This window comes from Peribacillus sp. FSL M8-0224 (genome assembly GCF_038003055.1).
Taxonomy (GTDB): Bacteria; Bacillota; Bacilli; order Bacillales; family DSM-1321; genus Peribacillus; species Peribacillus frigoritolerans.
The window spans coordinates 1,862,769-1,879,690 of record NZ_JBBOOJ010000001.1 but is presented as its reverse complement, the minus strand read 5'-3'; the positions used below and the strand labels follow the sequence as shown (position 1 = coordinate 1,879,690).

13 protein-coding genes are annotated in these 16,922 nt (G+C 38.7%); 3 read left to right on the top strand and 10 right to left on the bottom strand.

Annotation, left to right across the window (positions count from 1 at the left end):
* Positions 1–39: 39 nt before the first annotated feature.
* The 10 genes from MKX49_RS09065 to MKX49_RS09020 form a co-directional block, all read right to left on the bottom strand.
* Positions 40–639, bottom strand: coding sequence for a nitroreductase family protein (locus MKX49_RS09065; RefSeq protein WP_340876164.1), 600 nt, complete (start codon positions 637–639; stop codon positions 40–42).
* 99 nt (positions 640–738) lie between these two features.
* A complete protein-coding gene (locus MKX49_RS09060) occupies positions 739–1,716 on the bottom strand; it encodes a ring-cleaving dioxygenase (protein WP_318291611.1) in 978 nt (325 codons plus the stop codon).
* 413 nt (positions 1,717–2,129) lie between these two features.
* Positions 2,130–3,053, bottom strand: a complete 924-nt coding sequence (locus MKX49_RS09055; RefSeq protein WP_340876163.1) for a DMT family transporter — start codon at positions 3,051–3,053, stop codon at positions 2,130–2,132.
* Between the two features lie 403 nt (positions 3,054–3,456).
* Entirely contained in the window at positions 3,457–3,900 is a 444-nt protein-coding gene (locus MKX49_RS09050; RefSeq protein ID WP_048682384.1) for a MaoC/PaaZ C-terminal domain-containing protein, read from the bottom strand.
* 196 nt (positions 3,901–4,096) lie between these two features.
* Positions 4,097–5,563, bottom strand: a complete 1,467-nt coding sequence (locus MKX49_RS09045; protein WP_072272878.1) for a GntP family permease — start codon at positions 5,561–5,563, stop codon at positions 4,097–4,099.
* 249 nt (positions 5,564–5,812) lie between these two features.
* Positions 5,813–6,607 carry an enoyl-CoA hydratase/isomerase family protein gene (locus tag MKX49_RS09040; RefSeq protein WP_340876161.1) on the bottom strand — a complete coding sequence of 265 codons (795 nt, stop codon included), beginning with the start codon at positions 6,605–6,607 and terminating at the stop codon, positions 5,813–5,815.
* Between the two features lie 176 nt (positions 6,608–6,783).
* Complete coding sequence (locus tag MKX49_RS09035; RefSeq protein WP_340876160.1) at positions 6,784–8,337, bottom strand: acyl-CoA synthetase; 1,554 nt, start codon at positions 8,335–8,337, stop codon at positions 6,784–6,786.
* A 361-nt stretch (positions 8,338–8,698) separates the two neighbouring features.
* Positions 8,699–10,069 carry a sigma-54 interaction domain-containing protein gene (locus tag MKX49_RS09030; RefSeq protein WP_445670119.1) on the bottom strand — a complete coding sequence of 457 codons (1,371 nt, stop codon included), beginning with the start codon at positions 10,067–10,069 and terminating at the stop codon, positions 8,699–8,701.
* Positions 10,070–10,339: 270 nt separating this feature from the next.
* Complete coding sequence (locus MKX49_RS09025) at positions 10,340–11,323, bottom strand: alpha-ketoacid dehydrogenase subunit beta (protein WP_340876158.1); 984 nt, start codon at positions 11,321–11,323, stop codon at positions 10,340–10,342.
* A gap of 12 nt (positions 11,324–11,335) precedes the next feature.
* Positions 11,336–12,331, bottom strand: coding sequence for a thiamine pyrophosphate-dependent dehydrogenase E1 component subunit alpha (locus MKX49_RS09020; RefSeq protein ID WP_072272874.1), 996 nt, complete (start codon positions 12,329–12,331; stop codon positions 11,336–11,338).
* A 531-nt stretch (positions 12,332–12,862) separates the two neighbouring features.
* On the opposite strand from MKX49_RS09020, the gene MKX49_RS09015 reads away from it, so the two are divergent.
* The 3 genes from MKX49_RS09015 to MKX49_RS09005 are packed head-to-tail and all read left to right on the top strand — an operon-like array spanning position 12,863 to position 16,919.
* Positions 12,863–13,342, top strand: coding sequence for a MarR family winged helix-turn-helix transcriptional regulator (locus MKX49_RS09015; protein ID WP_202310400.1), 480 nt, complete (start codon positions 12,863–12,865; stop codon positions 13,340–13,342).
* Complete coding sequence (locus MKX49_RS09010; RefSeq protein WP_340876155.1) at positions 13,339–15,063, top strand: ABC transporter ATP-binding protein; 1,725 nt, start codon at positions 13,339–13,341, stop codon at positions 15,061–15,063. Before MKX49_RS09015 ends, MKX49_RS09010 begins: the two co-directional genes overlap by 4 nt.
* The gene (locus MKX49_RS09005) at positions 15,060–16,919 is read left to right on the top strand and encodes an ABC transporter ATP-binding protein (RefSeq protein ID WP_340876154.1); all 1,860 of its coding nucleotides are present in this window, start codon (positions 15,060–15,062) and stop codon (positions 16,917–16,919) included. Before MKX49_RS09010 ends, MKX49_RS09005 begins: the two co-directional genes overlap by 4 nt.
* Positions 16,920–16,922 lie beyond the last annotated feature (3 nt).

Here is a 16,922-nt window from a genome sequence, read left to right as displayed (position 1 = left end):
ACAAAAAAGAGCCAATTAGAATTGGCTCTCAACAAAGCTTTATTTATAAAATTTGATACGATCCTCAAGTGGTTTGAATTCTTTATCACCCGGTTGAGCTGTTGGATTTCCAAATGGCATTTGCGCAATCAATTTCCAATTGCTTGGAACATTCCATTCTTTTTTCACTTCATCATCAATTAGAGGATTATAATGCTGTAAAGTTGCTCCCAATCCTTCTGCTTCAAGTGCCGTCCAAACAACTAATTGATGCATGCCTGATGTTTGTTGTGACCAGATTGGGAAGTTATCGGCATACGTTGCAAATTGTTCTTGAAGTGATTTCACTACAGATTCATCTTCAAAGAATAATATTGACCCATATCCCGCTTTGAAGGAATCCATTTTTTGTTGAGTGCCAGAGAAATCTCCCTCACCAACCGCTTTCCTTAAAGCCTGCGTCGTAATATCCCATAATTTATCATGTGCCGATCCTGTTAAAACAACAAGGCGGGAGGATTGGGAATTAAAAGCCGATGGCGTGTGTTTTACCGCAAATTCAACTATTTCTTTAATTTTCTCATCCGATACATGGACTTCTTTATTGATTCCATAATATGAACGTCTCTCTTTAATGGCTGTGTAAAAATCTTTAGTCATGATTCATTCCTCCAGAACATTTTTTCTATTTCAAATAATTATTCCATTTTTTATTTCTACCTATTTTAGTATGGGCATAAACCAATATATCATTCGCAATTATTCTTTAATGTATTCCTTGGTGCTTCTTACTGTATCAATGGGACGGACCAACTTTTCGATTTGATCCCTTTTCGGTTCCAAGAACGGTGGTAAAGATAACTTTTCCCCAAGCGTTTCATACGGCTCATCCCCCATGAATCCAGGACCATCCGTGGCAAACTCGAATAAAATTTGCGGCGCCACTCTTACGTAAAGCGACTCAAAGAAGTGACGATCGACATAACCGGACGTATGAAATTGGAAGCTTTCCATTCGTTTGATCCATTCTTCCAGAACGGAACGGTCTTCAACACGGAAGGCTGTATGGTGAACAGTCCCAAAACCCTGCCGTGCCTGAGGAAGGATCGAATTATGCTCGACGATCACTTGTGCACCATTCCCGCCTTCCCCTACCTCAAATAGGTGAAATGATCCTTCCTTGTCTATTTCTTTGAATAATAGGACTTTTTCCATCATTTCTTTAAAGTAATCGAAATTGGCGATCCGAATGAAAATTGGTCCTAATCCTGTAATAGCGTATTCAAGAGGAATCGGCCCTTTTTGCCAAGGGATTCCAGCTGCAACCCCTTCATTATTTTCATCTGAGATCAATTGATATTGCTGATCATCAAAATCCACAAATGAAATGATCTTTTTACCAAATTGTTCTTGGATTCCTGTATTCTTTACCTCTAATCGGTCAAAGCGTTTAACCCAATACTCCAATGCCGCATCAGTCGGTACACGGAAGGATGTTTTGGAAATCTCATTAGTCCCATGCTCTCCTTTAGGAATACCAGGAAAATCGAAGAATGTCATGTCAGTACCCGCACCGCCAACATCGTCGGCAAAAAACAGGTGATAGGTTTGGATATCATCTTGGTTAACAGTTTTCTTGACTAAACGCATGCCTAATATATTTGTGAAAAATTCATAATTTTTTTCAGCACTACTTGTTATGGCCGTTACGTGGTGTATACCTTTTAAACCATTCATACATTATTCCTCCCATTAAAACGATTCAATTTATGGATATTCAGCGTTTTCCTTAATCCCCTATATTTTTCCTTCAAAAAAGAGTGGCTATTCATTAAAGGGGTTTGATAAGGTGTTTCTTATTATCTTGAATTAATATATCTTTATTTAAAGATAATTTATCATGAATACCCTTCACTGTCAATAACATTGTCTCAAATTAATATATCTCAAAATAAAAATAATTTCAGACAAAAAAACTTTTTTCCTTAAAGTAAAGACCATTCTGTATTGGGTTAATGTCATAGCTATAAATAGCGGCAAAGACAATCAATTCTTTGGCAATAATGAAGTAACACTATTAATGTGTTCCCATACGAAAGCCCCCAACATAAAGCAAACTCTTTACGTGAGGGCTATTTCGTTTTGATTACTTATTTTACTTGATGCAAATCAGCTTGTTTTCCAGATGAAGAGTTTGTGCCATCATTTTCTTTTGACCTCTTAGAGGAAAGATAAACTCCTGCGAAAATAATCAGCAGGCCAATGATTACATTAGGATTAATCGCTTCTCCAAGGAGGATATACCCCCAAACCATAGCGGTAGCAGGAATAAGGTATGTAACAGATGCGGCTAACTCAGGGCTGCCATTTTTATTGATGTAGAAATAGGTCAGCTGGCCGACCCCAGAGCCAAAGCAACCAAGTCCGACTATGGCGAAAATCGTCAGCGGTTCCATCAGCATCACTGGCTTAAACGGCTCTGTTAGTAGCATCCCGATCAAACCGATAACGGCACCCGTGAGCAGCGTAAACGTCGTAATGATCAATATGCTGGTACTGGAAAGAAATCTTTTCGTAAAATGACCGGCAAAACCATAACAGATGGACGCTAACAGCATTGTCCCAATCCCGATGAATTCCCTTCCGAAAAGCTGACCGATTTGAAAATCCATCAATACTAGAATTCCGAAGAAACCAATTAGAATGCCCATCCATTGTCGGGGGGTTAGAACGTATGAAAAAATGATAAATCCGATGATCCCCGTCCAGATCGGAGTGGTTGCATTTAGAATCGATGCCGTGCTGCTGTTAATCTCCGTTTCACTTAAAGGTATTAATCCCCATGCTAATCCGCAATTGAAGATTCCGACAACGACCAGTGCTTTCCATGGCAATTTCCAATTGATTTCCCTGCGCTTCCACCATAAGATGGGAAGCAGAACAACAGCACCCGCCAAACAGCGGAGAAATACAATCCCCCAAATGCCCGCAGGCGGTAGCAGCCACTTCATAAAAACAAACGATAAACCCCATATCAAACTAAGGCCGATTAAAGCCCCGTATAATCGAAGCATGATGCTCCCCCTTCCTACTTTCCTATTATGACAAACATTGTTAGGGATTTCATAAAAAAATCTTGCTATATAAGATGAACTTGAAATTTTTTTCAGCCAAAATGAAACAACACCCTATAAAGGCAAGATAAAGATGTCTAAAAAAAAAGTGGCTTGAGTTCATTAAAGAAGGCAAGCCACTGTGCAGGCTTGCCTTCATCTAAAAATGATGTAAAAAACGCAGCTTATTATTTCGTTTCTTCTGCCTACCGCCCGTTTAAATTTCTGTGCTAAAGTTTGGGATAATACCTTTTACTTAGAATTTTCTCTTATACCCATAAGCTAATTTGATATTGATATTAGTAATAAGTACGTTTTATCTGCTCAAATATTTACGTTTGTCGCCTAATAAATCAAGTGATTATTATATTTTTACATCGGCATCAGAATTGACCATTATTTTCATATTGGCGATGGCTACAGTTTCTCCATTTTGTTTTTTTATTTCTTGGTTGATTGTTACAACACCTTGATAGTCCTTTTCAAAAAGATCAATCACCTTTAATTCTACATGTATCGTGTCCCCGATAAAAGTAGGGTTTGTAAATCGTACTTTCTCCAAACCATAAAAGGCAACGACGATTCCTGGTTCAAATTGAAATAAGCCGGTTGCAGCCGAAAGTATAAGCATTCCGTGGGCTATCCTTTGCTTAAATTGGGTATTTGCTGCATACTCCTTATCAGTATGGAGAGGAAACCAGTCACCGCTAAATGCTGAAAACATTACTAGATCTGCTTCGGTTATAGTACGTCCTTTCGACACCCATGTTTCTCCGATTTCATATTGATGGAAATATTTATTAAACATTTTTCCAATCTCCTTCTACTTGGGCTTAAATTAGCAGGCGGAAAATTCAGATATTAAATACTATAGAATATATAATTTAGTGATAGTTTTTAAAATCAACAACTATAAAAAATGATTTTGAAGACGTACTATCTGATGTAAAAAGCGTTTAAATCTAGAAATCGAAACTTATTTTCCAATGCTCACCGGCAAATATTTAAACGATGGCAAACAAGCTGAATATACCAATTACAAAGAATACAGCAAGTGTCTTTATAATGGTAATAACAAAAATGTCTTTATATGCCTGGCGATGAGTGAGTCCCGTAACAGCCAGAAGAGTAATTATAGCTCCATTATGTGGCAAAGTATCAAATCCACCAGCTGACATAGCAATGACACGATGTAAAACTTCCAACGGAATGTCAAAATGAGCAGCTGTTTGTATATACGTATCCGCCATTAGGCTCAACGTAATGCTCATCCCACCAGATCCAGAACCAGTAATGCCGCACAAAACATTTGTCATGATCGCCCCATTAATTAAAGGATTCGAAAACATACCAGTAAGATAGTCTTGTATCACAGTAAAGCCGGGTAAAGCAGCAATCACACCCCCAAAACCATATTCGGTTGCCGTATTCATGGTTGCAAGCAATGCCCCACTAATCCCTATATTAATACTCGAATTGAAATTTAATTTGACAGCTTTTAAGTTTAATAAGACGGTTGCTATTATTCCGAGAATAAGAGCCATCTCTACAGACCAAACACCGATAACTTTAGACATATCAACATTTCCATAATCTTTTAACCCAATATTAGCAAAATCAAACCCTTTGGCATACCAAAGAGGAAACGACTCAGTAAAAAACTTATTCATTACTCCAACTAACACTAACGGAATAAAAGCAAGCCAGTCTTTTCTACTTATAGCTTTTTCAGAATCCATCCCCAACTTATTAGTCGTTTCAACCGATAAAGCAGAACTAGCTGCCATTTCTGCTTCAGCAGCTTCCTTATCAATAGCTTTATCCCCAATTCCAAAATACCCTTCACCATTTCTAGCTGCCTTATGTCGACAATGATTTAGATATAAAAGGCTCAAGGAAATGATAAATATTGCCCCAATAATCCCCAATGTCGGTGCAGCATAGATGTCAGTTTTAAAGAATCCCGTTGGAATGACATTCTGAATTTGCGGAGACCCTGGAAGTGAATCCATTGAAAAGGTAAAAGCACTAACTGCAATTGTCGCAGGAATTAAACGCTTTGGAATATTAGCTTCGCGAAACAGCTGAGCAGCAAATGGATATATGGCAAACACTGCAACAAACAAACTAACTCCGCTATATGTCAGGATTGCGCCCATTATCACTATGGCTAGAATGGCTTGTTTAGCCCCGATAAAACGGACAATAATTTTAGCTATGCTCTTTGCAACACCGCTTATTTCAACCAATTTCCCAAAAATAGCACCTAGTAGAAAAACCGGGAAGTATAATTTAACAAACTCAACCAACTTAACCATAAATATATTAGAGAAGAAAGGTAAAACATGTCCAGGATCCGTTAAAAATACAGCAAACAAAGCGCACAATGGTGCAAAAAGAATAACAGAAAATCCTCGATATGCTAGAAACATAAGTAATCCAAGTGAAATAATAATTATCATTACATCCATATTGATTTCCCCCTTTTTCTCAAAATATAATATGTTATCATTTGTTGCTGGTTAGAATGCATTGCCCCAAGACTTCTTTGGCATCATAGTTCACTTTTCTAGTGAACATAAAGTAAAGAACTCTAATTAATTTCCCGAATAGATTTTTTTAAAAATAACATTATCTATTTAGTTTATTAACTAAAATTAGTAACTGCACAATCTTCTTTTTTCAAAAATTGGACTTCACTCTGATTTTGTCATGCTGGATTACTGATCAACGAAGTTCGGCTCTCTTTTACTAATAAAGGCTTCAACGCCTTCCTTAACATCCTTCGTCTGAAAAACATGACCAAAGTTTTCAGCTTCAATCACGAGTCCATCTTCAAGTGTTTGTTCATAGCCATAATCAATGGAATGCTTTGCAAAAGTTAAAGATTGTAAAGAATAATTGCAAATACATTTTGCGATTTCCATTGCTTTATTTATGGATTCCCCCTTTGGCACGACATGATTAACAAGTCCTATTTGTTTGGCCTCTTCTGCATTCAGTGGCTCACCAGTAAAGATCAATTCTTTTGCTTTTGCTTTACCTATCAGTCTAGGAAGTCTTTGAGTCCCCCCTGCCCCTGGAAACAATCCCAATTTAATTTCAGGAAGGCCAATCCTAATTTGTTCCTCCGCAATTAGAATGTCACAACTTAAGGCAAGTTCACATCCTCCACCTAATGCTAATCCGTTGATTGCAGCAATGGTTGGACGAGATAGACGTTCAATTTTATTAAGTGGTTCCTGTAGCCAAAGTGATTTCCCCTTTCCTTCTTCGACTCCTTTTCCTATCCATCCTGGAAATTCTTTAATATCTCCACCAGCAACAAAAGCTCTTTCACCTTCACCTGTAAGGATAATGACCTTAACCTTGAAATCGCTTTCAATTTCATCCACCACAAGATTCAATTGTTCTATAACATCTGCGCTTAATACATTAACAGGTGGATTATCAATAATAATCAGTGCAATATTACCCTGTTTTGACCATGAAACAACTTGATTTTTATTCTTCATCGGCTTTCCTCCTTAACCTTATTTGAACTTTTGGTTCCAGATGTTCTTGTATTGTTGAAAACGTGCATCAGTGGGTAAACACAGATATCTTGATAGAATCCATAGTGGTTATGTGCATTTTTAAAAAATTGAAATAATGCATTTATAAAACCTGTACCTTTTTGGATATTTCTTATTTATTCCATACCACTAAACTGTTTTCGAAGAATAAACTTTTGAACCTTACCGGATGGGGTACGTGGAATTTCATCAACAAATGTGACCTTTCTAGGTTTTTTATAGCTAGCAAGATGTTCCTTACAGTAATTAACAACATCTTCTTCCGTAAGTTTGGATCCTTCTTTTTTTACAATAACAGCACATACAGCCTCAATGTATTTCGGATCAGGAATACCAATTATAGAAACTTCCTTCACCTCCTCATGGCGGTATAAGACGTCTTCAATTTCCGCTGAGTAAATGTTTTCACCACCGCTTCGGATCATATCTTTTTTTCTGCCTGCAATTGATAGATACCCATCATGATCGAATTTTCCCATGTCTCCTGTTTTACACCAACCATTCACAAATGTTTCCATTGTGGCATCAGGTTTCCTCCAATACCCCTCAGAAACCGCTGGACTTTTAATAGCGATTTCACCAATTTCACCAACAGGCATGGGCGTTCCATCTTCATCAATAATATTAATTTCTGTAAGCGGCATCGGCTTTCCAACGGTATTGCCTTTTGTAAAAGCATCCTGTGGTTCAAGCGATGCCGCAATTGGTTGTCCTTCAGTTAACCCGTAAACTTGAACAACTCCAATATGAGGAAACCTCTTTTTTAATTGTTCCAATGCCCATGGCATTAGCGGGTCACCACCTGTATATATAGTTTTTAAAGATTTTAGCTGATACTCTTCAATTTCAGGCAAATTTAGCATTTCATAAATCATAAAAGGGAATAAAAAAGCATCAGTCACATTTTCCTGTTCAATAACGGAAAGAATTCTTCCAATCTCGAATTCTTGGCTTTTTGTAATTATTACGCTTCCACCCATCATAAGAATAGGAAGTGCGATATCTTCCATCGCCCCAACATGGTATAGTGGTCCTGTCGTCATCGCAACTTCTATCCCTGTAAATTTCCATTTCAGCGCTTGAATCGTAGAAAACCAGAAAGTTGTATCATGAGTCCAAATCGCACCTTTAGGTCTTCCCGTTGTGCCTGATGTGTACATCAGCATGACCGGATCGTTTAATTTAATGTTATCGACTTTGACCTCATCTACCGAACCACTTTCTAAAACACTCCATGACTCAGACCAACCTGGGATTGAGCCATTTCTATGAGGAAGACAAAAATAACGCTCAACCGAAACATGATTACAAACTGATTCCAGCTGACTGGCTAAGTTCGAATGGAAGCACAATATTTTTGTCTGTGAATCATTTAATGCATACTCAAGCTCAGCACTTGATAGCCTAAAATTAAGTCGAACGGCAATTGCGCCGATTTTCGCAATGGCAAAATATAGACTAAAATATTCGAGACAGTTGTAAAGTAAAATACCGACACGATCCCCTTTTCGAACTCCTAATTCGTAAAACTTGTTTGCATACGCATTTGATATATGGTGGAGATCCATGTACGTCATTGACTTTCCTACTTCTTCTTTTATTGCTATTTTTCTAGGATTTAAATTATTTAAATCATTTGCCATTTTTCTTGTTATAAAACCGACATCCAATGAAATTCCTCCTTTTCAGTTTAAGCAGATTCAAATTATAGTTTACCGATTCCTTTCCTCCTTTCTTCAAATTTGAATGCAAGATTCATTCCAACACGTAACCCCTCTATACTGACTTACTTTTTCTAATTATCGAGGAATATTCAATTATTTATTTTCTGATTTTTCAGAAAAGAATTAAAAAAAATCAACTGAATTTAGATCAGTTGATTTTTTATTCATTAATTTTCATAATTTAAATAAAATTTAAATCTGTTCTATAGTCTTTTTCTCCTTTAATGTGAACTTTACCTACACTAATATTGAAATTAAAATATTTATCCGGGATTTCGGAATGAATTCTGAAATCCCGGATTAATTTTTATTGGTCAGAAATCTGATATTTTTTTATTTTATCGTAAAGGGTGGAATTCCCTATTCCAAGAGTTTCCGCAACCCGTTTTTTATCAAACTTAAACCTTCTTAACGCTCTTTCGATTGCCTTCTTTTCTGTTTCCTCCACAATATCCTTTAAACTTTCTTCTTTCATTTTAACGTTATGACGTTTTAGATAATCAGGTAAAGCATCTTTTCCGATTACTTCGTCATTTGATAGGTGAACACCTGCATCAATCACATTCTCTAGTTCTCTGATATTCCCTGGCCAGTTATATTGCTCTATTACTGAAAGCACCTCAGGATGTACAGAAGTTACTCGTTTTCCTATTCGAGCTGTGACTTTTTTTAAAAAATAATCAACAAGTACAGGGATATCTTCAATTCTATCTCTTAAAGGGGGAACAAATAATTGGACTGCATTAATTCTATAAAATAGGTCTTCACGAAATAGCTTTTCTTCCACCAATTTTTCTAAAGGGCGATTTGTTGCAGCAATCACTCGAACATTTAGTTTTTTTGGATAAAGCGAACCTACAGGCTCAAATTCCTTTTCCTGAAGAACCCTTAATAACTTGACTTGCATATGCTGAGGCATATCACCAATTTCGTCAAGGAAAACAGTTCCACCATCAGCAAATTGAAACTTTCCTATTTTCCCTCCCTTGTTTGCCCCTGTAAAGGCACCTTCTTCATAACCGAAAAGTTCAGATTCTAATAAGTGTTCCGGAATTGAAGTACAATTTATTTTCACAAGTGGTTTGTCACTTCTCCCACTTAACTGATGAATGCTATGTGCTATTATTTCCTTGCCTGTACCGCTTTCTCCTCTAATTAGTACAGAGATATCACCTCTAGCAACCCTTTTCACAAGTTCTTTTAACTGTTGTATTTCTTGTGAATTTCCAATTAAATTGTGTAAGGAATACTTTACTCCATTTGTAACATCTCTTTCATTTTTGTAAAAATTATGTTTTGTCAGTATCTCCTTAATGTGGCTATTCATTTTGTTCCAGTCATCAAGATCACGAAACATTATTGTCCCAATCGCACCAATTATTTCCTTATTCTCGATAATAGGAATGCGATTAGCTATAACAAAATCACCCCGAAGAAAATGTATATCAGCGATTTCCGATTTACCTATTTGCACCACTAGGTGTAGCCTTGTATTTTCAATTATATTCGTCACATGTTCACCAATCACTGTACTGCGTTCAACATTTAAAAATTCACAATATTTATTGCTAATATATTGAATTTTTGCGTGACTATCGACAATTACAATTCCATAATATGTACTTTCAAACACCATATCTAATAGTTTATTATTGGATAATTGTCCAGTATTCATCATTAGTTCTCCTTTACCTAGAATGCTTTACCATATAATACCACGCAATCCATTCAATATATATTTACGAAGTGAGAATTCCCCAAAAATCACTGAGTTTTATATGCCCTCTCTAGCCTAGGAATATTTTTTCAATATAGATGATTTATTTACCGCAAAAAAAAAGCCTGGCAACCTTTTTTATAGTTGCTAGACTTAAGTTCATTTTAAGATCAATCCCAATTAACAGCAATTTTAACGGATGCGAAAGGTTCGTTCCTCCACGCAGACCATTTAATAGGCAGCCAGGTCCCGCAGTGCCTTTTCCACTTTTTCAGGATTCACCATGAATGATTTCTCTAATGATGGTGAATATGGCATAGCAGGAACATCCGGGCCCGCGAGTCTCATGATTGGGGCATCAAGATCGAAGAGGCAGTTTTCTGCAATGATCGCCGATACTTCACTAATGATGCTTCCTTCCTTATTATCTTCAGTAATCAATAGGACTTTTCCTGTTTTAGATGCAGCTTCCATTATGGCTTCTTGATCTAATGGATAAACGGTTCGTAAATCAAGTATATGAACGGATATGCCATCACTGGCCAGCCTTTCAGCTGCCTGAAGCGCAAAATGAACACAAAGGCCATAAGAAATCACTGTAACGTCCTCGCCTTCACGTTTTACATCCGCCTTACCAATCGGTAAAACATAATCATCATTCGGCACTTCTTCTTTAATTAGGCGATAGGCTCTTTTATGTTCAAAGAAAAGGACAGGGTCATCATCGCGAATGGCGGCTTTCAATAACCCTTTCACGTCATAGGGTGTAGAGGGCATGACAATTTTAAGTCCCGGTTGATTGGCAAAAATGGCTTCAACGGATTGTGAATGGTATAACGCCCCATGTACACCACCGCCGTATGGAGCTCTGATGACGATAGGACAATGCCAGTCATTATTGGAGCGATAACGGATTTTTGCAGCTTCCGAAATGATTTGGTTGATTGCTGGCATGATAAAATCAGCGAATTGCATTTCCGCAATTGGCCTCATTCCATACATGGCCGCGCCGATGCCGACTCCTGCGATTGCGGATTCAGCAAGCGGTGTATCAATGACACGCTGTTCACCGAATTGTTCGTATAACCCTGAAGTCGCTTTAAACACGCCGCCCTTTACCCCTACGTCCTCACCTAATACAAATACACGGGAATCACGTTCCATTTCTTCCCGCATCGCCATTATCACGGCATCTATATAAGATATCACTGCCATCTTCTTTCCTCCTTACCTTTCTGCGTAAACGTATTTTGAGAGCGTGTCTTCATTTGCAAATGGAGCATTTTCCGCATAATCCGTCGCTTCGTTCACAACTTCCATTATTTCCTCGTTCAATTGTTTCTCCATTTGATCATCCATGATTCCCACTGCTTTTAAATAGGCACCAAAAGTAATGATTGAATCTATTTTTTTTGCCTCCGATACTTCATCAGGCGACCTGTATTGACTATCATCATCATCGCTTGAATGTGGTGTAAGCCTGTATGAAACCGTTTCGATTAAGCTTGGGCCCTCACCACGCCTTCCTCTCTCAGCAGCTTCTTTCACCACCCGGTATACTTCGATCGGATCATTTCCATCAACCGTTACCCCTGGCATGCCGTAACCAATGGCCCGGTCGGACACTTTCCCGCAAGCCAATTGCTTTTCAATAGGGACGGATATGGCATACTGATTATTTTCGCACATCAAGATGACCGGAAGTTTATGTACACCTGCGAAATTCGCTCCTTCATGAAAATCACCTTGGTTTGATGACCCCTCACCGAATGTAACGAATGAAACAATATCTTTTCCTTCCATTTTTGCAGCGAGTGCAATCCCCACTGCATGTGGCACTTGAGTCGTAACTGGCGAAGATCCCGTCACGATTCGATTCTTTTTTTGCCCAAAATGCCCAGGCATTTGACGCCCGCCTGAATTTGGATCTTCTGCCTTGGCAAAACTGGATAACATTAAATCCCTGGCGGTCATCCCAAACGCGAGCACCACTCCTAGATCCCTATAATAAGGAAGGACATAATCATTTTCACGATTCAACGCAAATGCTGCACCCACTTGAGCTGCTTCTTGCCCTTGACAAGAAACGACAAATGGAATTTTTCCAGATCTGTTCAACAGCCACATCCGTTCATCCACTCTTCTTGCCAACAACATAATTCTATACATCTCAAGCACCTGCTCATCACTAAGACCTGCCTGTAGATGGCGGTTTTCAACCATATGTTCATCCCTCCTAATAATTAAAACGGTTTTCTGTTAAAACCAGAATGTTCTCCTCACGCTGTCACCCAATATATAAATGGGTCTATATATCACAAATTACTAACCTTTCTTATTAGCTGTTTGTTTATCTCGCAAACTTAAATCCTGTTATGTATCTAAGGAAGGGAAAGCTCTTTTATGTATGCATGCTTGCCATTTAACACCCTCAAATGCGTTATCATCTACTATTATTACCTGGTACTAACTCAATGCAATATTATCCTACCACTTTTCATCTCACATTTTCAAGTTAATTTCACTTTGTATCGTTGTTTTCACGAGAAAACCTTTCTTTAACAAAAATACAATGGGTTTAACAGTTTTGGCCTGACCTGACTTTAACTCATTTCCATATACGCACCAAGACTAGATAAAAGCCGGTGGGTTGAAGTTATTGACTAAGCGGAAGAATAGCTGTAAATTAAAATGATTCATAAAATTAAATGTTCGAAATGGAACAGTTCAATACAGAAAGAATGGTGATGTTGAGTGGAGAATGAAAAACAATTAATGCGTTCCGTACAACTATTGCGTTCATTTTGGAACGTACAGAAAAATATCATGCGGTTCGTTCAAAAGACAGCCGCAGAAAATGGATTAACAGTTCCTCAATATTCCATTTTGATGACCATTACCCTTTACAAAGAGACCTCCCAAAAAAATGTTGGGGAGAAAACATTTCTTCCAAAAAGCACCTTGAGCCAAGCGGTCGATGGTCTAGTTCGCGGAGGCATGCTCCATCGTGAGCATGTGGAGGGCAACCGGCGTGAGATTCAATTGTCAATCACCGATAAGGGGGAAAATTTATTAAAAACGATTCATTTTCACGAAGGAAGCATTCACCAAGTCTTTCAAACGGCCATTGAAATGCTTTCCGAAGAACAGTTTGAAGAGTTGCTAAAAACGCATCTGCAAATTACAAACTTTTTAGAAGCACAAGCAACCGAACAGGGAGAGTGTACAAAATGATAAAAATACTGAAAAATTTATCCGTATATAAGTGGATTATTTTAGCAGTTATCGGTCTGGTCTTTATTCAGTCCATGTCGGACCTCTTTTTGCCTACACTAATGGCTGATATTATTGACAAAGGCGTTGTTCGAGGAGACACTTCTTATATTTGGAAAATCGGTGGTTTTATGCTGTTGGTTTCCGCACTTGGCGCTTGTGCATCCATAATCGCAAGTTACTATTCGTCCAAAGCAGCAATGGGAATGGGACGCGATCTCCGCCTGAAGGTCTTTAATCACGTTGAAAAGTTTTCGTTACAAGAATTTGATGAAGTCGGTACGGCGTCATTGATTACACGAACGACCAATGATATAACACAAGTCCAGCAAGTGGTTATCATGATGCTTCGTATGGTTATCAGTGCACCTATCATGTTAATCGGCGGAGTAATCATGGCTGTATCCATGGATGCAAAATTATCACTTGTCATTGTTGTCACAATGCCTTTTTTGATTGGGTCAATCTTGCTTATTCTATATAAAGGTGTGCCGCTCTTTCAAACGGTGCAAAAACGATTAGACCGGTTGAACCTTGTATTACGAGAAAATTTAACTGGAATTCGCGTCATTCGTGCCTTCAATCGTGAAACACAAGAGAAAGAACGTCTAAAGAAAGCGAATAAAGAATTAACGGATATCTCAATCAAAGTCAATAAAATCATGGCCTTCATGATGCCTGTAATGATGCTTGTCATGAACTTGACTGTTGTTGGTATCATTTGGTTTGGTGGAGTCCGTATTGATAACGGCGGTATGCAAATCGGGGACTTAATGGCATTTATCCAATATGTTATGCAAATTATGTTCGCTCTCGTTATGGCTTCCATGATGTTCGTTATGGTTCCACGCGCTGCCGTGTCGGCAACAAGGATAAACGAAGTCCTTGACATGAAACCTTCATTCCTGGATGAGGGGACAGAAAAGGCAGATCGTGTACACGGTACCCTTGAATTTGAACATGTTACGTTCAGTTACCCAGGAGCAGAAGAACCTGCATTATCGGATATTAGTTTTTCTGCAAGTCCTGGTGAAATCACCGCAATAATCGGTGGAACTGGTTCCGGGAAAACGACGCTTGTCAATTTGATCCCTCGCTTCTATGATATTTCAAGCGGAACGATTCGCGTCAATGGTGTTGATATACGTAAGTCATCACAAGATGAAGTCCGTTCAAAAATTGGCTTTGTACCACAAAAGGCCTCCCTCTTTACAGGTACTATCTCTGAAAACATTTGCTTTGGAAAACAAACAGCCACACAAGATGAAGTTGAGCATGCCGCTCGGATCGCGCAAGCGGAGGATTTTATCAGCAGCATGAAAGGCGGCTATGAGGCAGAAATCGATCAAGGCGGTTCAAACCTATCAGGAGGGCAAAAACAACGGCTTTCTATTGCAAGGGCACTCATTCGAAAACCGGATATTTATATATTCGATGATAGTTTTTCTGCACTGGACTACAAGACGGATGCCAACCTTCGCGCAGCCCTGAAAGATGAAACGAAAAATTCGACGGTACTACTCGTTGCCCAGCGTGTCAGTACCGTCGTAGACGCTGACCGAATCCTTGTGTTAGACGAAGGCCACATTGTAGGCATGGGAACACACCAAGAGTTGCTTAGCACAAACGACATTTACCGTGAAATTGCCTTATCACAGCTTACAGAGGAGGAAATTGCATGAGTAATCAAAAGAAACCTCAAGGCGGCGGTCAGGTCGGGCATGGTCCTGGTGGCGGTAACATGATGATGATGGGTCAAAAAGCAAAAGATTTTAAAGGAACACTAAAACGTCTATTGACCTATTTAAAACCGAGGCGCAACCAATTGATTTCCGTGTTCTTCGCTGCAATCATGAGTACGATTTTTATGATTGTAGGACCGAAGATCATGGGAAATGCAATTACAGAATTATTCGAAGGAGCATATGGAAAGTTCCAGGGAATACCAGGAGCAGCCATTAACTTTGATAAAATTGGCCAGATCCTTCTACTCCTTGCCGGACTTTATGCTTTAAGCAGCCTTTTCAACTATGTACAACAATACATTATGTCAAGTGTTGCACAAGACACGGTATATGACCTTCGAGAAGATGTGAACAAAAAGTTCGAGAAACTTCCACTCAAATACTTTGAAGGACGTCCAAATGGTGAAACACTTAGCCGAATGACAAATGATATTGATACAATCGGGAGCACACTTCAGCAAAGCTTAACGCAATTCATAACATCAATCGTAACGATTGTGGGGATTATCATCATGATGCTTTCGATAAGCCCGTTATTGACATTAATCTCGATAATCAGCTTACCTTTGTCAATATTTGCAATCCGGCCTATTTTAAAAAGATCCCAAAAACATTTTGCCGATCAACAGCGTAAACTCGGACAATTAAATGGCCACATTGAAGAGATATATACCGGCCATCAAGTCGTTAAAGCATTCGGATATGAAAAAAAGGCGAGTGCCCAGTTTACTGAAGTTAATGAAGAATTGTATAAAGCGGGAAGCAAAGCCCAGTTTATATCGGGTATCATCATGCCCGTAATGTTCTTTATCGGAAATTTGAGCTATGTCATCATCAGCGTTGTCGGCGGAATATTGGTAACTCAGCGTTCGATTTCAATTGGTGACATTCAAGCATTCATCACATATTCAAAGCAGTTCACCCAGCCAATCACACAAACGGCTAACATCGCTAACATTATTCAGTCGACGGTTGCAGCCGCTGAGCGTGTTTTTGAACTACTTGATGAAGAAGAGGAAATGAAAGAACAAACCACAGTTAATATAAAAAGGGCAAATGGTGCTGTCTCTTTTGAACATGTGGACTTTGGATATGGGGAAGAAATGTTAATTGAAGATATGAACATCGATGTCTTGCCTGGACAGACGGTTGCAATCGTTGGACCGACTGGTGCGGGAAAAACGACCATGATAAATCTCTTGATGAGATTTTATGAACTCATCGGCGGAAAGATTACGATTGATGGTCTTGATACACGGAATATGTCACGTAATGATCTTCGAAAGAATTTTGGTATGGTACTTCAAGATACCTGGCTCTTTAATGGTACGATTAAAGAAAATATCGCTTATGGCAAAAATGGAGCAACTGATGAAGAAATTTTTGCAGCTGCTCGCACGGCACATGCCGACCATTTCATTCGGACACTGCCAGATGGTTATGAGACAATCTTAAACGAAGAAGCTTCGAACATCTCACAAGGCCAAAAGCAGCTTTTGACAATCGCCCGGGCTGTTCTAGCAGATCCGCCAATCATGATATTGGATGAAGCGACATCTAGTGTGGACACTCGGACAGAAGTCTTTATCCAAAAGGCCATGAACCGACTGATGGAAGGAAGAACCAGCTTTGTCATTGCCCATCGTCTCTCAACGATTAAGGATGCAGATTTGATTCTTGTTATGGATCAAGGAAAAGTGATAGAGAAAGGAACGCATTCAGACCTTTTAAGGGAGAATGGTTTCTATGCAGAGCTATACAATAGTCAGTTCACTGAAAATGTAGCTGGATAATAA

What these genes read in the sequence shown, in the direction of transcription:
- MKX49_RS09065 (WP_340876164.1), bottom strand. Translation starts at nt 639, where the DNA reads ATGACTAAAGATTTTTACACAGCCATTAAAGAGAGACGTTCATATTAT.
- MKX49_RS09060 (WP_318291611.1), bottom strand. Translation starts at nt 1,716, where the DNA reads ATGAATGGTTTAAAAGGTATACACCACGTAACGGCCATAACAAGTAGT.
- MKX49_RS09055 (WP_340876163.1), bottom strand. Translation starts at nt 3,053, where the DNA reads ATGCTTCGATTATACGGGGCTTTAATCGGCCTTAGTTTGATATGGGGT.
- MKX49_RS09050 (WP_048682384.1), bottom strand. Translation starts at nt 3,900, where the DNA reads ATGTTTAATAAATATTTCCATCAATATGAAATCGGAGAAACATGGGTG.
- MKX49_RS09045 (WP_072272878.1), bottom strand. Translation starts at nt 5,563, where the DNA reads ATGGATGTAATGATAATTATTATTTCACTTGGATTACTTATGTTTCTA.
- MKX49_RS09040 (WP_340876161.1), bottom strand. Translation starts at nt 6,607, where the DNA reads ATGAAGAATAAAAATCAAGTTGTTTCATGGTCAAAACAGGGTAATATT.
- MKX49_RS09030 (WP_445670119.1), bottom strand. Translation starts at nt 10,069, where the DNA reads ATGATGAATACTGGACAATTATCCAATAATAAACTATTAGATATGGTG.
- MKX49_RS09025 (WP_340876158.1), bottom strand. Translation starts at nt 11,323, where the DNA reads ATGGCAGTGATATCTTATATAGATGCCGTGATAATGGCGATGCGGGAA.
- MKX49_RS09020 (WP_072272874.1), bottom strand. Translation starts at nt 12,331, where the DNA reads ATGGTTGAAAACCGCCATCTACAGGCAGGTCTTAGTGATGAGCAGGTG.
- MKX49_RS09010 (WP_340876155.1), top strand. Translation starts at nt 13,339, where the DNA reads ATGATAAAAATACTGAAAAATTTATCCGTATATAAGTGGATTATTTTA.
- MKX49_RS09005 (WP_340876154.1), top strand. Translation starts at nt 15,060, where the DNA reads ATGAGTAATCAAAAGAAACCTCAAGGCGGCGGTCAGGTCGGGCATGGT.